Raw genomic sequence first — 15,074 nt, forward strand, 5'->3', positions numbered from 1 at the left:
GACGAGTCACGACGAATAGTGCACACCGGACATCTGGGCTATACCTGCCTCGCGGGCTCCGACGGCGGGGCCTGCCGGACGTCGAGGAGCCCACCATGACCGTCGCCGCGACCACAGCGCCCCAGCCCGTCCGGAACCGACGGTGAGCCGCGTCGCCGAAGCGGTGGACCGCGGGCCCGGACCGCCGTCGACACGCCCCCGCGGCCCGCTGCAGGTCGCGGTCTGGGTGGCCGTCGCCGCAGTCGGCGGGCTGTCCTGGACCGTGCTGGCCGTGGCCCGCGGCGAGCAGGTGTCGGCGCTGTGGATCCTGTTCGCCGCGCTGGCGTCGTACGCGATCGCCTACCGGTTCTACTCGCGCTTCATCGCCTACCGGGTGCTCGTGCTGGACGACACGCGGGCGACCCCCGCGGAGCGGCTGGACAACGGCGTCGACTACGAGGTGACCGACCGGCGGGTGCTGTTCGGGCACCACTTCGCCGCCATCGCCGGCGCCGGCCCGCTGGTCGGTCCCGTGCTCGCGGCCCAGATGGGCTACCTGCCCGGCACGATCTGGATCGTCGTCGGCGTCATCTTCGCCGGTGCGGTCCAGGACATGGTGGTGCTGTTCTTCTCGATGCGGCGCAACGGCAAGAGCCTGGGCCAGATGGTGCGCGAGGAGATCGGCCCGGTCGGCGGGGTGGCCGCGCTGATCGCCGTGTTCGCCATCATGATCATCATCCTGGCCGTGCTGGCCCTCATCGTCGTCAACGCCCTGGCCGAGTCGCCGTGGGGCGTCTTCTCCATCGCGCTGACCATCCCGATCGCGCTGTTCATGGGCGTCTACCTGCGCATCATCCGCCCCGGCCGGGTGCTGGAGGCCACCGGCATCGGCGTCGTGCTGCTGCTGCTGGCCATCGTGGGCGGCGGCTACGTGGAGGCGTGGGGCCTGGGCGACGCGCTCACCCTGACGCCGGAGACCCTGGTCGTCGCGCTGGTGGTCTACGGCTTCGTGGCCTCGGTGCTGCCGGTGTGGATGCTGCTCACGCCGCGCGACTACCTGTCGACCTTCATGAAGATCGGCGTCATCGTGCTGCTGGCGGTGGCGTTGCTGCTGGCCCGCCCGGTGCTGGCCAACGAGGCCGTCACGTCCTTCGCCACCGAGGGCGACGGCCCGGTCTTCGCGGGATCGCTGTTCCCCTTCGTGTTCATCACGATCGCCTGCGGTGCGCTGTCGGGCTTCCACGCCCTGATCGCCTCGGGCACCACGCCCAAGCTGATCGCCAAGGAGCGCCAGGTCCGTCTGATCGGCTACGGCGGCATGCTGATGGAGTCCTTCGTCGCCATCAGCGCGCTGATCGCCGCCTCGGTCATCGACCAGGGGCTGTACTTCGCCATCAACTCCCCCGCCGGAGCCACGGGTGGCACCGCCGAGTCCGCGGCGGCGTTCGTGCAGGGCCTGGGCTTCTCCACCGACGCCGCGACCATCACGGCCGAGTCGGCCGCCGTCGAGGAGGACCTGGTCTCGCGCACCGGCGGCGCCCCGACGCTGGCGCTGGGCATCTCGCAGATCTTCGCCACCGCGTTCGGGGGCGGGCTGCAGGCGTTCTGGTACCACTTCGCGATCATGTTCGAGGCGCTGTTCATCCTCACCGCCGTGGACGCCGGCACCCGGGTGGGCCGGTTCATGCTGCAGGACACGATCGGCAACGTCTGGCCCCGCTTCGGCGACCTGTCCTGGCGGCCCGCCAACTACCTGGCCAGCGCCGCCGTGGTCGGGGCGTGGGGGTACTTCCTGTACGTGGGCGTCACCGACCCGCTCGGCGGGATCAACCAGCTGTTCCCGCTGTTCGGCATCGCCAACCAGCTGCTGGCCGCCATCGCGCTGACGCTGTGCGTGACGCTGATGATCAAGCACGGCAAGGCCCGCTGGGCCTGGGTGCCGGGCATCCCGCTGGTCTGGGACCTCGTGGTGACCATGACGGCCAGCTACCAGAAGGTGTTCTCCGACGTCCCGGCGATCGGCTACTTCGCCCAGCGCGCCCGCTACGCCGACGCGCTGGCCGAGGGCGAGCTGCTGGCCCCGGCGACCGACGTCGGGCAGATGGAGCAGGTGGTGTTCAACTCGACCGTCAACGGCGTGCTGCAGTCCGTGTTCGCGCTGCTGGTGCTCGTGGTCGTGGTCAACGCGGCTGTGGTCGTGGTCAGGGCGCTGCGGGCCGGGAGCCTGCCCACCACGGAGGTGCCCCACACACCCAGCGCCCTGGTCGAGCCGGCCGGGATGGTGCCCACGGCGCAGGAGCGGCGCGAGGCGGCCGAGCACCGGCAGGGCCTCACCGGGGCGCAGCAGTGACGGTCCTCGGGACGCGGCGGGCGACGCGGGCCCCGGTCGCGGGCCTGGCCCGGGCCTGGCGCGGTCTGGTCTGGTACCTGCGGACCGCCTCGGGCGAGACGCGCTGGGACGCCCACGTCGCGCGCTGCACGCGGGCGGGCCTGGACCCGGGGACGCGGCGGGCGTTCGAGCGCCGGCGTCAGGACGTGGCGGAGGCCACCCCCCAGGCGCGCTGCTGCTGAGCAGGCACGGACGGGCCGCTTCAGCGGTCCCGGCGCAGGACGACCAGGACGGCGCCGGACCCGTCGCGCAGCAGCAGCCGGTCCCCACCCGGGCCTGACGGGTCCGTGACCAGCTCGAAGCGGGCCACCCGGGCCAGCGCGTCGAGGTAGGCCGTCTCGAGGGCGTTGGCGGCCGGGGGCCCGGCCATGCGGGTGCTCAGCAGCGGCGACAGGCGCAGGTCGCCCTCCCCCGGCGCCTCGTACGTGCCCCGGAACCGGTTGACGCCGCCCGTGCCGGTCGCCAGCCCGCCGGCGAGCACCAGGGAGGGCACGGCCTCGGCACCCACGCCGCCCGGGGCGGCCCCGGTCTCGTCCCCCGCCCTCGCCCCGGCCCCGGCCCCGGGCTCCCCCAGCACGACCAGGGACCACTCCCCCTCGGGCGGGGTGGTCCCGGACTGGGTCACGGCACCCAGGCGGTCAGGTCGAGCTCCTGGAACTCGGCGACCTCCGGCAGCCAGCGCTCGCTGACGAACCGGACGTGGTCGGGGTGCTCGTCGTAGGCGCGGTAGGCCTGCTCGTCCGCGAACCGCATCGAGAACTGGAAGCGGTGGGGGCTCTTGGGGCTGACCTGCCGGTTGACGACGAAGCCCTGCACCCCGGGCACGGCCGAGAGCACGGCCCGGCCGTGGGCCAGGAACTCCTGCTCGGCCTCGGAGCCCTCGGGGTGCACGAGGCGGAAGCTGACGGTGTGCTCGATCACGGGGCGGTCCGTCCTGTCGTCGGTCCGGGGCGGACGGCCCCGGTCGGGTCGGGCCCGATCCTGCCAGCGACCGCCGCCGGGGACCTCAGCCGGCTCGCAGGGTGGTGGTGACCCGCTCGTAGGGCCCGTCCCACGTCGTCGGCAGCGGCCCGGCGCCCGGCACCACGGCCGCGACGACCTCGTCCAGCACGCGCTTGACGTGCTGCTCGCCCACCCACAGGTGCTTGGCCCCGTCGACGCCGACGACCCGGGCCTGCGGCACCGCGGCGAACCGCTCCCGGGCCTGCGGCGGCTGGAGGTAGTCGTCGTGCTCCGGCACCAGGGCCAGCACGTCACGGCCGTCGCGGGCCCAGAACGCGAGGTCGTCGTCGGTGGAGAAGCGCAGCGGCGGTGACAGCAGCACCAGGCGGCGCACGTGCGGGTCCCGCGCGTGCATCAGGGCCAGGTCGGTGCCGAAGGACCAGCCGAGCACGGTGACCTCGGGCAGCCCGGCGTCCTCGGCGAACGCGAGCGCGGCGGCGACGTCGTGCTGCTCGCCCCGGGCGGAGTCGAAGCTGCCCTCGCTGGTGCCGCGCGGGCTGCTGACCCCGCGCAGGTTGAACCGCAGCACCGCCGCACGAGCCAGCGCGGGCAGCCGGTAGGACGCCTTGAGCAGCACGTGGGAGTCCATGTAGCCGCCGTGGGTGGGTAGCGGGTGCAGGCACACCAGGGTCGCGACGGGGTCGGCCTCGGGGGGCAGGGCGAGCTCGCCGACCAGGCGCAGGCCGTCGGGGGTGTGCAGCTCGACGTCCTCGCGGCGCGCGGGCAGCCGCGTCGTGGGGCCGATCTCGACCGGACCGGTCCCCTCGCTGACGACGGTCCGGGTGCGGGGGGTGCTGGCGCTGCTCGACACGTCGGGCACGCTACCGGCGTCCGCACGGCCTCATGCCCCCGCGCCCCCCGTACGCCCATCGCCCGAGGCCCGAGGCCCGACACCCGAGGCCCGGGCGTGCTCAGCGGCCCGTGCGGGACCGGCGCTCCCAGCAGGCGGTGTGCCAGTGCCGGCGGGCGTCGGAGGCCTCGCCGCCCAGCAGGGGGCGCGAGTCGGGCCAGGCCACCACGTGCGGCGTCGCGGGCCGGATCCGGCCGAAGCACGACGGGCAGGTGTAGTCCTTGGTGCTGGTGGCCCCGCTGATGCGGCGGACCACCCAGGCCCCGTCGGCGTGGTTCTCGGTGACGTCGCCGCCCCCCAGGCCACCCAGGCCCAGGGGCCGGTCCTGGCCGGCGGCCCGCTGCCACTTGGACAGCCCGCGCGACGGTCGCCCACCGGGGCGTGAGGATCGGGCCATGCCCCCAGTGTCCCCGGTCCGGCGGGGCCCGCCGCACGCCCTAGGCTGCGGGCGTGCGGATGGTGGTCGCGAGGTGCGAGGTGACGTACTCGGGCCGGCTCGACGCCTACCTGCCCCCGGCGGCCCGGCTGCTGGTGCGCAAGGCGGACGGCTCGGTGCTGGTGCACTCCGACGGCGGGTCGTACAAGCCGCTGAACTGGATGTCGCCGCCCTGCACCACGACGGTCCAGGCGCCGGAGCCGACCGACCCCGCCGGTGCGGTCGAGGTGTGGCGGGTCCGGGCCAAGAAGGGCGACGACGAGCTGCGCGTGGTGATCCACGAGGTGCTGCACGAGCACGAGGTCGAGCTCGGCATCGACCCCGGCCTGGTCAAGGACGGCGTCGAGGCGCACCTGCAGACCCTGCTGGCCGCCCACACCGACACCTTCGGCGAGGGCTACCGCCTGGTCCGCCGCGAGCACATGACCCCGATCGGCCCGGTCGACCTGCTGCTGCGGGACGCCTCGGGGGCCCACGTGGCGGTCGAGGTCAAGCGGCGCGGCGAGATCGACGGGGTCGAGCAGCTGACCCGCTACCTGGACCTGATGAACCGCGACCCCATGCTGGCCCCGGTCCGCGGGGTCTTCGCGGCCCAGGAGATCAAGCCGCAGGCCCGGGTGCTGGCGACCGACCGCGGCATCGAGTGCCTGGTCGTGGACTACGTGTCGCTGTCGGGGCGGGACGACCCGACCGCGCGCCTGTTCTAGGGCCCGGTCGGCGCGGTCGGGGCCAGGTCGTCCAGCACCAGGCGCAAATCCCCGGCCAGGTCGTCCAGCAGGGTGCCGGGGCGCAGGTCGGCGGCACCGTCCTCACCGGCACCGTCCCCACCGGCACCGTCCTCAGCAGCACCGTCCTCACCGGCCCCCTCCCCCGCCGACACCCCGCACAGCCGGGCCAGGGCGAAGCCGTCCAGCGCGGCGAGCAGCACCCGCACCCGGCCGGTCTCCCGCCCCGCCCCCCGCAGCACCTGGGCGAGCAGGTCGCTGGCCCCCCGGTCGTAGCGCCGCAGCCGGGGGGCGAGCGCGGGCGCCTGGGCGGCCGAGGCCAGCGACGTCAGCAGGCTCCGCACCCGGTCAGGGTCCGGACCGGCCGGCGTCGGGTCCAGCCACACCCGCACCACGAGCCGGGCGAGCCCGTCGTCGTCCAGCCCGGCGGGGGCCCGGTCGACCAGGTCCCGGGCCGCCCGCAGGTAGCCGTCGTAGAGCCGCTCGGCCGCCGTGCGCACCAGGTCGTCGACCGTGTCGAAGTAGTAGGACACCGCGGCCAGCGGCACGCCCGCCTCGCCCGCCACCGAGCGGGCGCTCAGGGCCCCGGGCCCGTCCCGGCCCAGCAGCGCCGCGGCCGCGACCACCAGGGCCTCCCGGCGCTGCTCCCCCCGCGCGCTCACCGGCTGGTCAGCTGGAGTCCGACGACCCCGGCCACGACGAGGACGATGCTCAGCAGCCGGGCGACCCCGACCCCCTCACCCAGCCAGACCATGCCGACCACGGCGGTGCCGACCGCCCCGATCCCCACCCACACCGCGTAGGCGCTGCCCACGGGCAGGCTCCTCAGGGCCGTGCTCAGCAGGGTGAAGCTCAGGGCCGCGAACACCACGAACCCGATCGTCCAGCCCACCTGCCGGAACCCGTCGGACAGCTTCAACGAGATCGCGAACGCCGTCTCGAACAGCCCCGCCACGACCACCAGTGCCCAGGCCATCAGGCCCTCCTCATCTAGTACGTCCGTACCACTTGGTACGACCGTACCATCACGGGGCCGTGCGCAGCACCTCGTGGGCCAGGTCGACGTCACCGGGGAAGACCATCACCCGGGGCCCGGCCGTGGTGGGGGCAAGCGTCGCCCGGATGCCGTGGGTCAGCAGCCGCTGCCGCAGCAGCTCGGCCTCGACGAACGTGGCGGGGGCGGCCACGGCGGTGAGCAGGCCGTAGTCCTGCTCACCCCCGGGCCGGGCGGGACGCTCGACCAGCGAGCGCCCCCGTGTGAAGGTCCAGCGCAGCAGCAGGACCAGCACGAGCACCACGACCAGGGCCACGAGCGGGCCGAAGGCGAAGCTGTAGTTCTCCCACGAGGGCACGGCACCAGTGTGCGCCCCGGCCGCCCCGCGGGCACGGCACGGCGTCGCTCCCGGGCCGGGCGGGCGCCGGTCGCTGTGGCGGTCCCGCCGCAGCGACCTAGGCTGAGGCGGGTGGTCATCCTCTCGCGCATCTACACGAAGACCGGCGACGCCGGCACGACCGACCTGGGCGACATGTCGCGCACCTACAAGACGGATCCGCGCCTGGTCGCGTACGCCGACACCGACGAGGCCAACTGCGCCATCGGCGAGGCCCTGGCCGGCGCACCGCGGGCGGAGCTGGACGACGACGTCGCCGCCCTGCTGCTGCGGGTGCAGAACGACCTGTTCGACGTCGGCGCCGACCTGTGCACCCCGCTGCGCCCCAGCTACGAGTACCCCCCGCTGCGGGTCACCGCCGACTACGTGGCCGACCTCGAGGCGGCGATCGACACGTACAACGCCGACCTGCCCAAGCTGCGCTCGTTCGTGCTGCCGGGCGGCACCCTGGCCGCCGCCCGCCTGCACACGGCGCGCACCGTGGTCCGGCGCGCGGAGCGGTCCACCTGGGAGGCCGTCGAGCGCTACGGCGCCGAGGCCGTCGCGGCCGAGGACGGCCCCGGCGGCGTCAGCACCCTGACCGCGCAGTACCTCAACCGGCTGTCGGACCTGCTGTTCGTGCTGTCCCGCTACGCCAACCGCGAGGCCGGCGACGTGATGTGGGCCCCGGGCGGGGGCCGCCAGCAGCAACCGGGATGACCGGCCCGGGGTCCGGCGACGAGGTGGGGCTGGTCCACGGCCCCGCCGCCGACGCCGCGCTCCGGCTGGCCGCCGCCGAGCTGGGGGGCGACCTGGAGCGGTCCGCGCTGCGTTCGGTCGACCACCGTCCCGGTTCGGGTGCGACCGCCGTGCACGACGTGCTCGTCCGCCGCCCGGACGGCTCGGCCGTGCCGGCGGTGCTGGCCCTGACCACCGAGGTGGACTCGCTGGACGGGGCCACCGGCACGCTGGTGCTGGCCAGCGACGACGTCCGGCTGGGCGTGTGGGTGCTGCCGCACGACCCGGCCCTGCCGGGCCTGGTCCCCGCGATGGACACCGGGGCCGTCGCGGACCTGCTGAGCGACTGCGGCGTCCCCACCCGCCCGCAGGACGTGACGCTGGACCTGCGCGCCTACCGGCCCCGGCGAAGGGCGGTGGTGGAGGCGCGCGCCCACGGCGCCAGCGTCTTCCTCAAGGTGGTCCCGCCCCGGCACGCCCGGGGCCTGCACCGTCGCCACCGCGAGCTCACCGCGGCCGGGGTGGCCGCACCGCGCAGCCTCGGCACCGACCCGCGCGGCGTGGTCGTGCTGGAGCGGCTGGGCGGCGAGACCTGGCGCTCGACCATGCGGCAGGGCCTGCCGACCCCGGACGCGACCGAGCTGTGGGCGACGATGGACCGGCTGCCCGGCAGCCTGCTGCTGGCGCCGCGCCGGCCGTCGTGGTGCGAGCAGTCCTGGCACCACGTCGCGCTGCTCGGCGCGGCCCTGCCGTCGGCCGCGGACACCGTCCGGACCGTCGCGGCCGAGGCGGACGTGGCCGCCGAGGTCGCGCGGCTGCCGGTGGTACCGGTCCACGGCGACCTGTACGAGGCCCAGGTCATGGTGACCCGCGGCCGGCTGTCGGGCGTCCTGGACCTCGACACCGCCGGGCCCGGCCACCGGGTGGACGACGAGGCGTGCGTGCTGGCGCACCTGGCGCTGCTTCCGCTGGCGCACCCGGACGTGACCGACGCGTGCGCCGCCGAGCTGCACGAGCACCTGGCCGTGGCCACCAGCGAGCCCGAGCTGCTGTGGCGGCGGACCGCCCTGGTCCTGCTGACCCTGGCCACCGGCCCGGTCCGCAACCGGCGCCCGGGCTGGGAGCGCCGCACCCAGCAGTGGCTGGGACTGCCCCGGGTGATGCTGCAGCAGGCCCACCGCCGGCCGTGGACCCACGGACCCGACCTGCTGCCCCGGCTGCTGGCGGCCGTGGACGACTGACGGCTCCCGGCTGCCGGCTCCCGGCTGATCGCTGCGACTGGCGGCGGATGAGAGGCCGCTCATCGCCGTCTCCTCGTCCTCTCGTGGTCGGCGCCCACGATCGGGTCCTGACGAGAGGAGTGGACGATGGGCATCAGCAAGCCCTGGGTGGTGGCAGCGGCCGTCGGCTTCGGCGTGAGCGCCGCGGTCGGCACCACGGCGTTCGCGCTGGAGGACCAGGACGCACGGCTGGGCAGCGGCACGGTGGTGATCGGCACCGGCTCCGGCACCGGGCTCACCGCCGCCGGCCCGTCGCGCAGCCCTGTGTCGGTGGAGGGAGCGGGCGCCACGACGTCGGCCGCGCCGACCCGCACGGCGCTGGACCTGGGTGGGGACCGCGCCACGCCCGCCCCGGCGACCGACGCGGCCGCAGCCACGGTCGTCCCCGCCGCCGCGGACGCGGTCGAGGCGGCGCCCGCCCCGGGCCCGGCCCGCAGCAGCGGCGCGTCGTCGTCGAGCTCGCCGAGCTCGCCGGACTCGCCGGACCGGGCCGCGCCCGCGCCGGACAGCCCCGCCTCGCCGCCGAGCCCGGACACCCCCGACAGCCCGCCCAGCCCCGACACCCCCGCCTCGCCCCCCAGCCCGGACACCCCGGCCTCGCCGCCGAGCCCCGACACGCCCGACAGCCCGCCGAGCCCGCCGAGCCCGGACACCCCGGACTCGCCCCCCAGCCCGGACACCCCGGACAGCCCGGAGACCCCGGACAGCCCCGACTCCTCCGACGACTGACCCGACCGGCAGCGATCGGCCCCGACACCGAGGAGACCTCGTGAGCACCAGTAGACCGTGGGTGGTCGCCGCCGCCGTCGGCTTCGGCACCAGCGCCGTGGTCGGGGTGAGCGGCTTCGCCCTGGAGGACGCGGAACCGAGCCTCACTGACGCCTCGGTCGTGGTGGTCGGGTCCGACCCCGAGGCGACCGACGACGACCTCGCCAGCGCGGCCCGGGCCCCGGGGGTGACGGTGAGCCCGCGCGTCGGCCCGACGCCGGCTGCGACCAGCAGCCCCTCACCCAGCGCGTCGCCCACACCCAGCGCGTCGCCCTCGCCCCGGGCGACACCGCGGCCCGCACCGGCGGCCGTGCCCGCACCGGACAGCCCGGCCTCACCGGACACACCCGCCCCGGCGCCCGCCCGCGCCCCGGCCCCGGCCCCGGACAGCCCCGACACCCCGGCGGCCGCCCCGCGGCCCGCACCGGCCCCGGCTCCCGCGCCGGCGCCGGTGGACTCGCCCGACTCACCGCCGGACGCCCCCGACTCCCCCGAGGAGCCCGACTCGCCGGAGGAGGCCGAGTCGCCGGACTCACCGGACGACTGAGCCCGGGCCGGTCCCGGATCCTCAGGCGACGTTGACGCCGCGCCCGGGCGGGCCGGACTCCACCCACAGCACCAGGGCCGCGGCGGACGTGGCCGGCACGGCCAGCTCGACGGTGCGGCCGCGGGCCGAGCCGCGCAGCACCGTCAGCCCGAGGGGGACGCCGTCGTCGTCGTCGACCGGACGGCGCTCGAACAGCTCCAGCTCACCGCGGTCGAGGACCAGGGAGCGGGAGGCGAGCAGGGTGTAGGACGGGAACCACCGCAGCGCGTCGGTGTCGAACCGCGCCGCGCCGCGGCGCCAGCGGCAGAACGCACCGGTGGTGCCGGGCAGCCGCACGAAGCAGCGGAAGGCGCCGAGGCCGCTGGAGAACCGCCGCCAGGCCAGGACCACCGCCAGGGCGACCGCGGCCGCGAACGCGAACAGGACCACGGCGACGAGCACCGACGGCACGTCGGTGCCCGGCACGTCCGGCCCCACCCCCGGGGGCCCCGCGCCGACGAACCACCCCAGGTCAGCCCCCAGCAGCGTGTCCGTCGGCGTGTCCTCTCAGTCCCGGGCCGACCCGGTGCCGACCGTGACCTGCTGGGCCACGATGGTCACGAGGTCGTGGTCCACGGACAGGAAGCCGTTGGAGACCTCGGCGACCACCGAGTCCCCGTCCTGGCCCTGGACCGACACCGGACCGTCCGCCAGCAGCGACAGGAACGGCTCGTGGCCCGGCAGCACGCCCAGGGAGCCCTCGGGCGTGCTGGCCGAGACCATGCGCGCCTCGCCGGACCACACCTCGCGGTCGGCGGCGACGAGCTGGACCTTCAGCGGCATCAGGAACCGGTCTCCTTCTGGATCTTGTCCCACTGCTTCATGACGTCGTCGATGCCACCGACGTTGTAGAAGGCCTGCTCGGCGACGTGGTCGAGCTCGCCGTCCGCGATCTTCGAGAAGCCCTCGATGGTCTCGGCCAGCGGCACGGTGGAGCCGGGGACCGAGGTGAACTTCTCGGCCATGTAGGTGTTCTGGCTGAGGAACTGCTCGATGCGGCGCGCGCGGTTGACGACCAGCTTGTCCTCCTCGGACAGCTCGTCGACACCGAGGATGGCGATGATGTCCTGCAGCTCCTTGTTGCGCTGGAGGATCTGCTTGACGCGGGTCGCCGTGCGGTAGTGCTCCTCGGAGATGAACCGCGGGTCGAGGATCCGCGACGTCGAGGTCAGCGGGTCCACGGCCGGGTACAGACCACGCGAGGCGATGTCGCGGCTCAGCGCCGTGGTGGCGTCGAGGTGGGCGAACGTCGTGGCCGGCGCCGGGTCGGTGTAGTCGTCGGCCGGGACGTAGACGGCCTGCAGCGAGGTGATCGAGTGGCCACGGGTCGACGTGATCCGCTCCTGCAGCTGGCCCATCTCGTCGGCCAGGTTGGGCTGGTAGCCCACGGCCGAGGGCATGCGGCCCAGCAGGGTCGACACCTCGGAGCCGGCCTGGGTGAACCGGAAGATGTTGTCGATGAACAGCAGCACGTCCTGGCCCTGCACGTCGCGGAAGTACTCCGCCATCGTCAGCGCGGACAGCGCCACGCGCAGACGCGTGCCCGGCGGCTCGTCCATCTGGCCGAAGACCAGGGCGGTCTTGTCGATGACGCCGGACTCCGTCATCTCACCGATCAGGTCGTTGCCCTCACGGGTGCGCTCGCCGACCCCGGCGAACACCGACACACCACCGAAGTTCTCGGCGACGCGGTAGATCATCTCCTGGATCAGGACCGTCTTGCCGACGCCGGCGCCGCCGAACAGGCCGATCTTGCCGCCCTGGACGTACGGGGTGAGCAGGTCGATGACCTTGATGCCCGTCTCGAACATCTGGGTCTTGGACTCCAGCTGGTCGAACGCGGGGGCGGTGCGGTGGATGGGCCAGCGGTCCTTGACCTCGAAGGTCTCGCCCTCCTTGAGGTTCAGGACGTCGCCGATGGTGTTGAAGACCTTGCCCTTGGTCTGGTCGCCGACCGGGACCGTGATGGGCGAGCCGGTGTCCACGACGGTCGCGCCGCGGACCATGCCGTCGGTGGGCTGCATCGAGATGGCGCGGACCAGGTTGTCGCCGATGTGCTGGGCGACCTCGAGGGTCAGCGTGCGGGTGTCCTCGCCGATGACGACGTCGGACTTCAGCGCCGCGTAGATGTCGGGCATGGCGTCGACGGGGAACTCGATGTCGACGACCGGGCCGATCACCCGGGAGACGCGGCCGGTGCCGGCAGAACCGGAGGTGGTCTGCTCAGAGGCGGTGGCGGTCATGGGAGTTCCTTCCGTCGTGCTGTGGTGTTCATGCTGGTGGTCATGACTCGGATCCGGACGAGGCCAACGCGTCGGCGCCGCCGACGATCTCGCTGATCTCCTGGGTGATGGCGGCCTGGCGGGCGGCGTTGGCCTGCTGCTGCAGCCGGCGGATGAGGTCCGTGGCGTTGTCGGTCGCGGACTTCATCGCCTGCTGCCGGGCGGCGAGCTCGCTCGCCGAGGCCGACAGCATCGCGGAGTAGATGCGGCTCTGGATGTACTGCGGCAGCAGCGCGTCCAGCACCGTGGCCGGGTCCGGCTCGAAGTCGTACAGCGGCATCAGGTCCGAGCCGGAGCTGTCGGCCTGCTGCGCCTCGGCGACCTCGTCGACGACCTCGACGGGCAGCAGCCGGATGACGGTGGGCTCCTGCTTGACCATGTTGACGAAGCGCGTGAAGACGATGTTGATCTCGTCCACGCCGCCGTCGTCGCTGCCGGCCAGGAACGCGTCGACCAGGGTCTGGCCGACCTCCTTGGCCACCTCGAAGCGGGGCGCGTCGGAGTCGCCGGTCCAGCTCTGCTCGATGTGCCGGCTGCGGAAGGAGTAGAAGGCGACGCCCTTGCGACCGAGCAGGTAGGGGACGACCTCCTTGCCGCCGTCGCGCAGCCGCTCGGCCAGCCGGTCGCCCTCCTTGATGACGGCCGAGGAGTACGAGCCGGCCAGACCGCGGTCGGAGGTGATGAGCAGCATGGCGGCCCGCTTGACCTCGGGCCGCTCCGTCGTCAGGGGGTGGTCGACGTCGGAGAAGCTCGCCAGGGCCGACACCGCCCGGGTGATCGCCCGGGCGTACGGCGCGGCCTCACGGCTGCGCTGCTGGGCCTTGACGATGCGGGAGGCCGCGATCAGCTCCATGGCGCGGGTGATCTTCTTGGTGGAGGTCACCGCGCGGATGCGCTCTCGGTAGACCCGCAGCGAAGCTGCCATCTGGTGTTCGCCGTCCCTTCTGTCGAGGTCAGATCATCGGTGCAGTGCGGCCGCCGGGGCGCCTCAGCGCTTCTGGCGGACGATCTGCTCCTGGTTGACGTCGTCCTCGTCGAGGGCGCCGACCTCTTCCTCGTGCCCGGGGGCACCGATGGCGTGGCCGCTGCCGGCCCGGAAGCCCTGCTTGACCTCGCCGACGGCCTGCTCGAGCACGCCGATGGCGTCGTCGTCGAGCTTGCCGGTCTCGCGGATCCCGCCGAGCACCTGGTCGTTGCGCTTGAGGTGGTCGATGAACTCGCGCTCGAAGCGGGCGATGTCCTCGACGGGCACGTCGTCCAGCTGGCCCGTGGTGCCGGCCCAGATCGACACGACCTGCTCCTCCACCGGGTACGGCGTGTACTGCGGCTGCTTGAGCAGCTCGACCAGGCGCTCACCGCGCGACAGCTGGGCGCGGCTGGCCGCGTCCAGGTCGGAGGCGAACATGGCGAACGCCTCGAGCGCGCGGTACTGCGCCAGGTAGGTACGCAGCGAGCCGGAGACCGACTTCATGGCCTTGACCTGGGCGGCACCACCGACGCGGGACACGGAGATACCCACGTTGATGGCGGGACGCACGTTGGCGTTGAACAGGTCGGACTCGAAGAAGCACTGGCCGTCGGTGATCGAGATGACGTTGGTCGGGATGAAGGCCGAGACGTCGTTGGCCTTGGTCTCGATCATCGGCAGACCGGTCATCGAGCCACCGCCCAGCTCGTCGCTCAGCTTGGCGCAGCGCTCGAGCAGACGGGAGTGCAGGTAGAAGACGTCGCCGGGGTAGGCCTCGCGGCCCGGCGGACGACGCAGCAGCAGCGAAACCGAGCGGTAGGCCTCGGCCTGCTTGGACAGGTCGTCGAAGATGATGAGGACGTGCTTGCCGGCGTACATCCAGTGCTGGCCGATGGCCGAGCCGGTGTAGGGGGCCAGGTACTTGAAGCCGGCGGGGTCGGAGGCGGGGGCCGCGACGATGGTCGTGTACTCCAGGGCGCCCGCGTCCTGCAGGGCGCCGCGCACGCCGGAGATCGTCGAGCCCTTCTGGCCGATGGCGACGTAGATGCAGCGGACCTGCTTCTTGGGATCGCCGGACTCCCAGTTCTGCTTCTGGTTGATGATCGTGTCGATCGCCACCGCGGTCTTGCCGGTCTGGCGGTCGCCGATGATCAGCTGGCGCTGGCCCCGGCCGATCGGGGTCATGGCGTCGATGGCCTTGATCCCGGTCTGCATGGGCTCGCGGACCTCCTGGCGGTCCATCACGCCGGCCGCCTGCAGCTCCAGGGCGCGACGGGCCTCGGGCGCGATCTCGCCCAGACCGTCGATCGGGTTGCCCAGCGGGTCGACGACGCGGCCGAGGTAGTTGTCACCCACCGGGACGGACAGCACCTCGCCGGTGCGGCGGACCTCGAGGCCCTCCTCGATGCCGGTGAACTCACCGAGCACGACGACACCGATCTCGCGGACGTCGAGGTTGAGCGCCAGGCCCAGCGTGCCGGCCTCGTCGCCGAAGCGGACCAGCTCGTTGGCCATGACGCCCGGCAGGCCCTCGACGCGGGCGATGCCGTCACCGGCCTCGGTCACGCGGCCGACCTCTTCGGTGGAGGCGCCGGTCGGCTCGTAGGACCGGACGAACTCGTCCAGCGCGTCGCGGATCTCCTCCGGACGGATGGTCAGCTCGGACATCTCGGTGCTCCTCGTGTCTTCGTCGTGGTGCTGG

General features: G+C 73.9%; 19 protein-coding genes. 7 read left to right on the top strand and 12 right to left on the bottom strand.

The features are described from left to right. The first annotated feature begins 142 nt into the window (after positions 1 to 142). Together SJY06_RS17425 and SJY06_RS17430 are read left to right on the top strand one after the other, a co-directional pair. Complete coding sequence (locus SJY06_RS17425; RefSeq protein WP_380168797.1) at positions 143 to 2,329, top strand: carbon starvation CstA family protein; 2,187 nt, start codon at positions 143 to 145, stop codon at positions 2,327 to 2,329. Continuing rightward, a complete protein-coding gene (locus SJY06_RS17430; protein WP_380168798.1) occupies positions 2,326 to 2,550 on the top strand; it encodes a YbdD/YjiX family protein in 225 nt (74 codons plus the stop codon). Before SJY06_RS17425 ends, SJY06_RS17430 begins: the two co-directional genes overlap by 4 nt. 20 nt (positions 2,551 to 2,570) lie before the next feature. On the opposite strand, the gene SJY06_RS17435 is transcribed toward SJY06_RS17430, so the two are convergent. The 4 genes from SJY06_RS17435 to SJY06_RS17450 all read right to left on the bottom strand — a co-directional run bounded on the left by SJY06_RS17435 (position 2,571) and on the right by SJY06_RS17450 (position 4,617). Beyond that, complete coding sequence (locus SJY06_RS17435) at positions 2,571 to 2,993, bottom strand: META domain-containing protein (protein WP_380168799.1); 423 nt, start codon at positions 2,991 to 2,993, stop codon at positions 2,571 to 2,573. Then, positions 2,990 to 3,289, bottom strand: coding sequence for a Dabb family protein (locus SJY06_RS17440; protein ID WP_380168800.1), 300 nt, complete (start codon positions 3,287 to 3,289; stop codon positions 2,990 to 2,992). Before SJY06_RS17440 ends, SJY06_RS17435 begins: the two co-directional genes overlap by 4 nt. An 85-nt stretch (positions 3,290 to 3,374) precedes the next feature. Then, positions 3,375 to 4,181: an alpha/beta hydrolase gene (locus SJY06_RS17445; RefSeq protein WP_380168801.1), complete on the bottom strand. Its 807-nt coding sequence runs from the start codon at positions 4,179 to 4,181 to the stop codon at positions 3,375 to 3,377. Positions 4,182 to 4,281: 100 nt separating this feature from the next. Further along, a complete protein-coding gene (locus tag SJY06_RS17450) occupies positions 4,282 to 4,617 on the bottom strand; it encodes a hypothetical protein (protein ID WP_380168802.1) in 336 nt (111 codons plus the stop codon). A gap of 53 nt (positions 4,618 to 4,670) precedes the next feature. Between SJY06_RS17450 and nucS the strand changes: the two genes are divergently transcribed. Then, positions 4,671 to 5,363 (top strand): endonuclease NucS, encoded by a 693-nt coding sequence (gene nucS / locus SJY06_RS17455; protein ID WP_380168803.1) that lies wholly within the window; start codon positions 4,671 to 4,673, stop codon positions 5,361 to 5,363. Here nucS and SJY06_RS17460 read toward each other — a convergent pair. From SJY06_RS17460 to SJY06_RS17470, 3 genes are read right to left on the bottom strand one after another with little or no spacing between them, the layout of a single operon-like run. Next, on the bottom strand, positions 5,360 to 6,043 hold the full coding sequence (locus SJY06_RS17460) for a TetR/AcrR family transcriptional regulator (protein ID WP_380168804.1): 684 nt from the start codon (positions 6,041 to 6,043) through the stop codon (positions 5,360 to 5,362). The two genes, nucS and SJY06_RS17460, sit on opposite strands and share 4 nt — an antisense overlap. Continuing rightward, a complete protein-coding gene (locus SJY06_RS17465) occupies positions 6,040 to 6,357 on the bottom strand; it encodes a DMT family transporter (protein WP_380168805.1) in 318 nt (105 codons plus the stop codon). The genes SJY06_RS17460 and SJY06_RS17465 overlap by 4 nt, the downstream gene beginning before the upstream one ends. Positions 6,358 to 6,406: 49 nt before the next feature. Beyond that, positions 6,407 to 6,733: a hypothetical protein gene (locus SJY06_RS17470; RefSeq protein ID WP_380168806.1), complete on the bottom strand. Its 327-nt coding sequence runs from the start codon at positions 6,731 to 6,733 to the stop codon at positions 6,407 to 6,409. Positions 6,734 to 6,844: 111 nt separating this feature from the next. Between SJY06_RS17470 and SJY06_RS17475 the strand changes: the two genes are divergently transcribed. The 4 genes from SJY06_RS17475 (at position 6,845) to SJY06_RS17490 (ending at position 10,084) form a co-directional block, all read left to right on the top strand. Next, positions 6,845 to 7,471 carry a cob(I)yrinic acid a,c-diamide adenosyltransferase gene (locus tag SJY06_RS17475; protein ID WP_380168807.1) on the top strand — a complete coding sequence of 209 codons (627 nt, stop codon included), beginning with the start codon at positions 6,845 to 6,847 and terminating at the stop codon, positions 7,469 to 7,471. Further along, positions 7,468 to 8,730, top strand: a complete 1,263-nt coding sequence (locus tag SJY06_RS17480) for a phosphotransferase (RefSeq protein WP_380168808.1) — start codon at positions 7,468 to 7,470, stop codon at positions 8,728 to 8,730. Before SJY06_RS17475 ends, SJY06_RS17480 begins: the two co-directional genes overlap by 4 nt. Before the next feature lie 126 nt (positions 8,731 to 8,856). After that, complete coding sequence (locus SJY06_RS17485) at positions 8,857 to 9,498, top strand: hypothetical protein (protein WP_380168809.1); 642 nt, start codon at positions 8,857 to 8,859, stop codon at positions 9,496 to 9,498. Between the two features lie 40 nt (positions 9,499 to 9,538). Continuing rightward, complete coding sequence (locus SJY06_RS17490) at positions 9,539 to 10,084, top strand: hypothetical protein (RefSeq protein ID WP_380168810.1); 546 nt, start codon at positions 9,539 to 9,541, stop codon at positions 10,082 to 10,084. Between the two features lie 21 nt (positions 10,085 to 10,105). Here SJY06_RS17490 and SJY06_RS17495 read toward each other — a convergent pair whose 3' ends face one another. The 5 genes from SJY06_RS17495 to atpA all read right to left on the bottom strand — a co-directional run bounded on the left by SJY06_RS17495 (position 10,106) and on the right by atpA (position 15,040). Further along, positions 10,106 to 10,549, bottom strand: coding sequence for a DUF2550 family protein (locus SJY06_RS17495; RefSeq protein WP_380168811.1), 444 nt, complete (start codon positions 10,547 to 10,549; stop codon positions 10,106 to 10,108). Positions 10,550 to 10,630: 81 nt separating this feature from the next. Beyond that, positions 10,631 to 10,906, bottom strand: coding sequence for a F0F1 ATP synthase subunit epsilon (locus SJY06_RS17500; protein ID WP_380168812.1), 276 nt, complete (start codon positions 10,904 to 10,906; stop codon positions 10,631 to 10,633). Continuing rightward, positions 10,906 to 12,366: a F0F1 ATP synthase subunit beta gene (gene atpD, locus SJY06_RS17505; RefSeq protein ID WP_380168813.1), complete on the bottom strand. Its 1,461-nt coding sequence runs from the start codon at positions 12,364 to 12,366 to the stop codon at positions 10,906 to 10,908. The genes SJY06_RS17500 and atpD overlap by 1 nt, the downstream gene beginning before the upstream one ends. A 40-nt stretch (positions 12,367 to 12,406) precedes the next feature. Continuing rightward, the gene (locus tag SJY06_RS17510; RefSeq protein ID WP_380168814.1) at positions 12,407 to 13,330 is read right to left on the bottom strand and encodes a F0F1 ATP synthase subunit gamma; all 924 of its coding nucleotides are present in this window, start codon (positions 13,328 to 13,330) and stop codon (positions 12,407 to 12,409) included. Between the two features lie 63 nt (positions 13,331 to 13,393). Then, the gene (gene atpA / locus SJY06_RS17515) at positions 13,394 to 15,040 is read right to left on the bottom strand and encodes a F0F1 ATP synthase subunit alpha (protein WP_380168815.1); all 1,647 of its coding nucleotides are present in this window, start codon (positions 15,038 to 15,040) and stop codon (positions 13,394 to 13,396) included. Positions 15,041 to 15,074 lie beyond the last annotated feature (34 nt).

This window comes from Jannaschia sp. R86511, from assembly GCF_042466345.1.
Taxonomy (GTDB): domain Bacteria; phylum Actinomycetota; class Actinomycetes; order Actinomycetales; family JBBAYJ01; genus Aquipuribacter.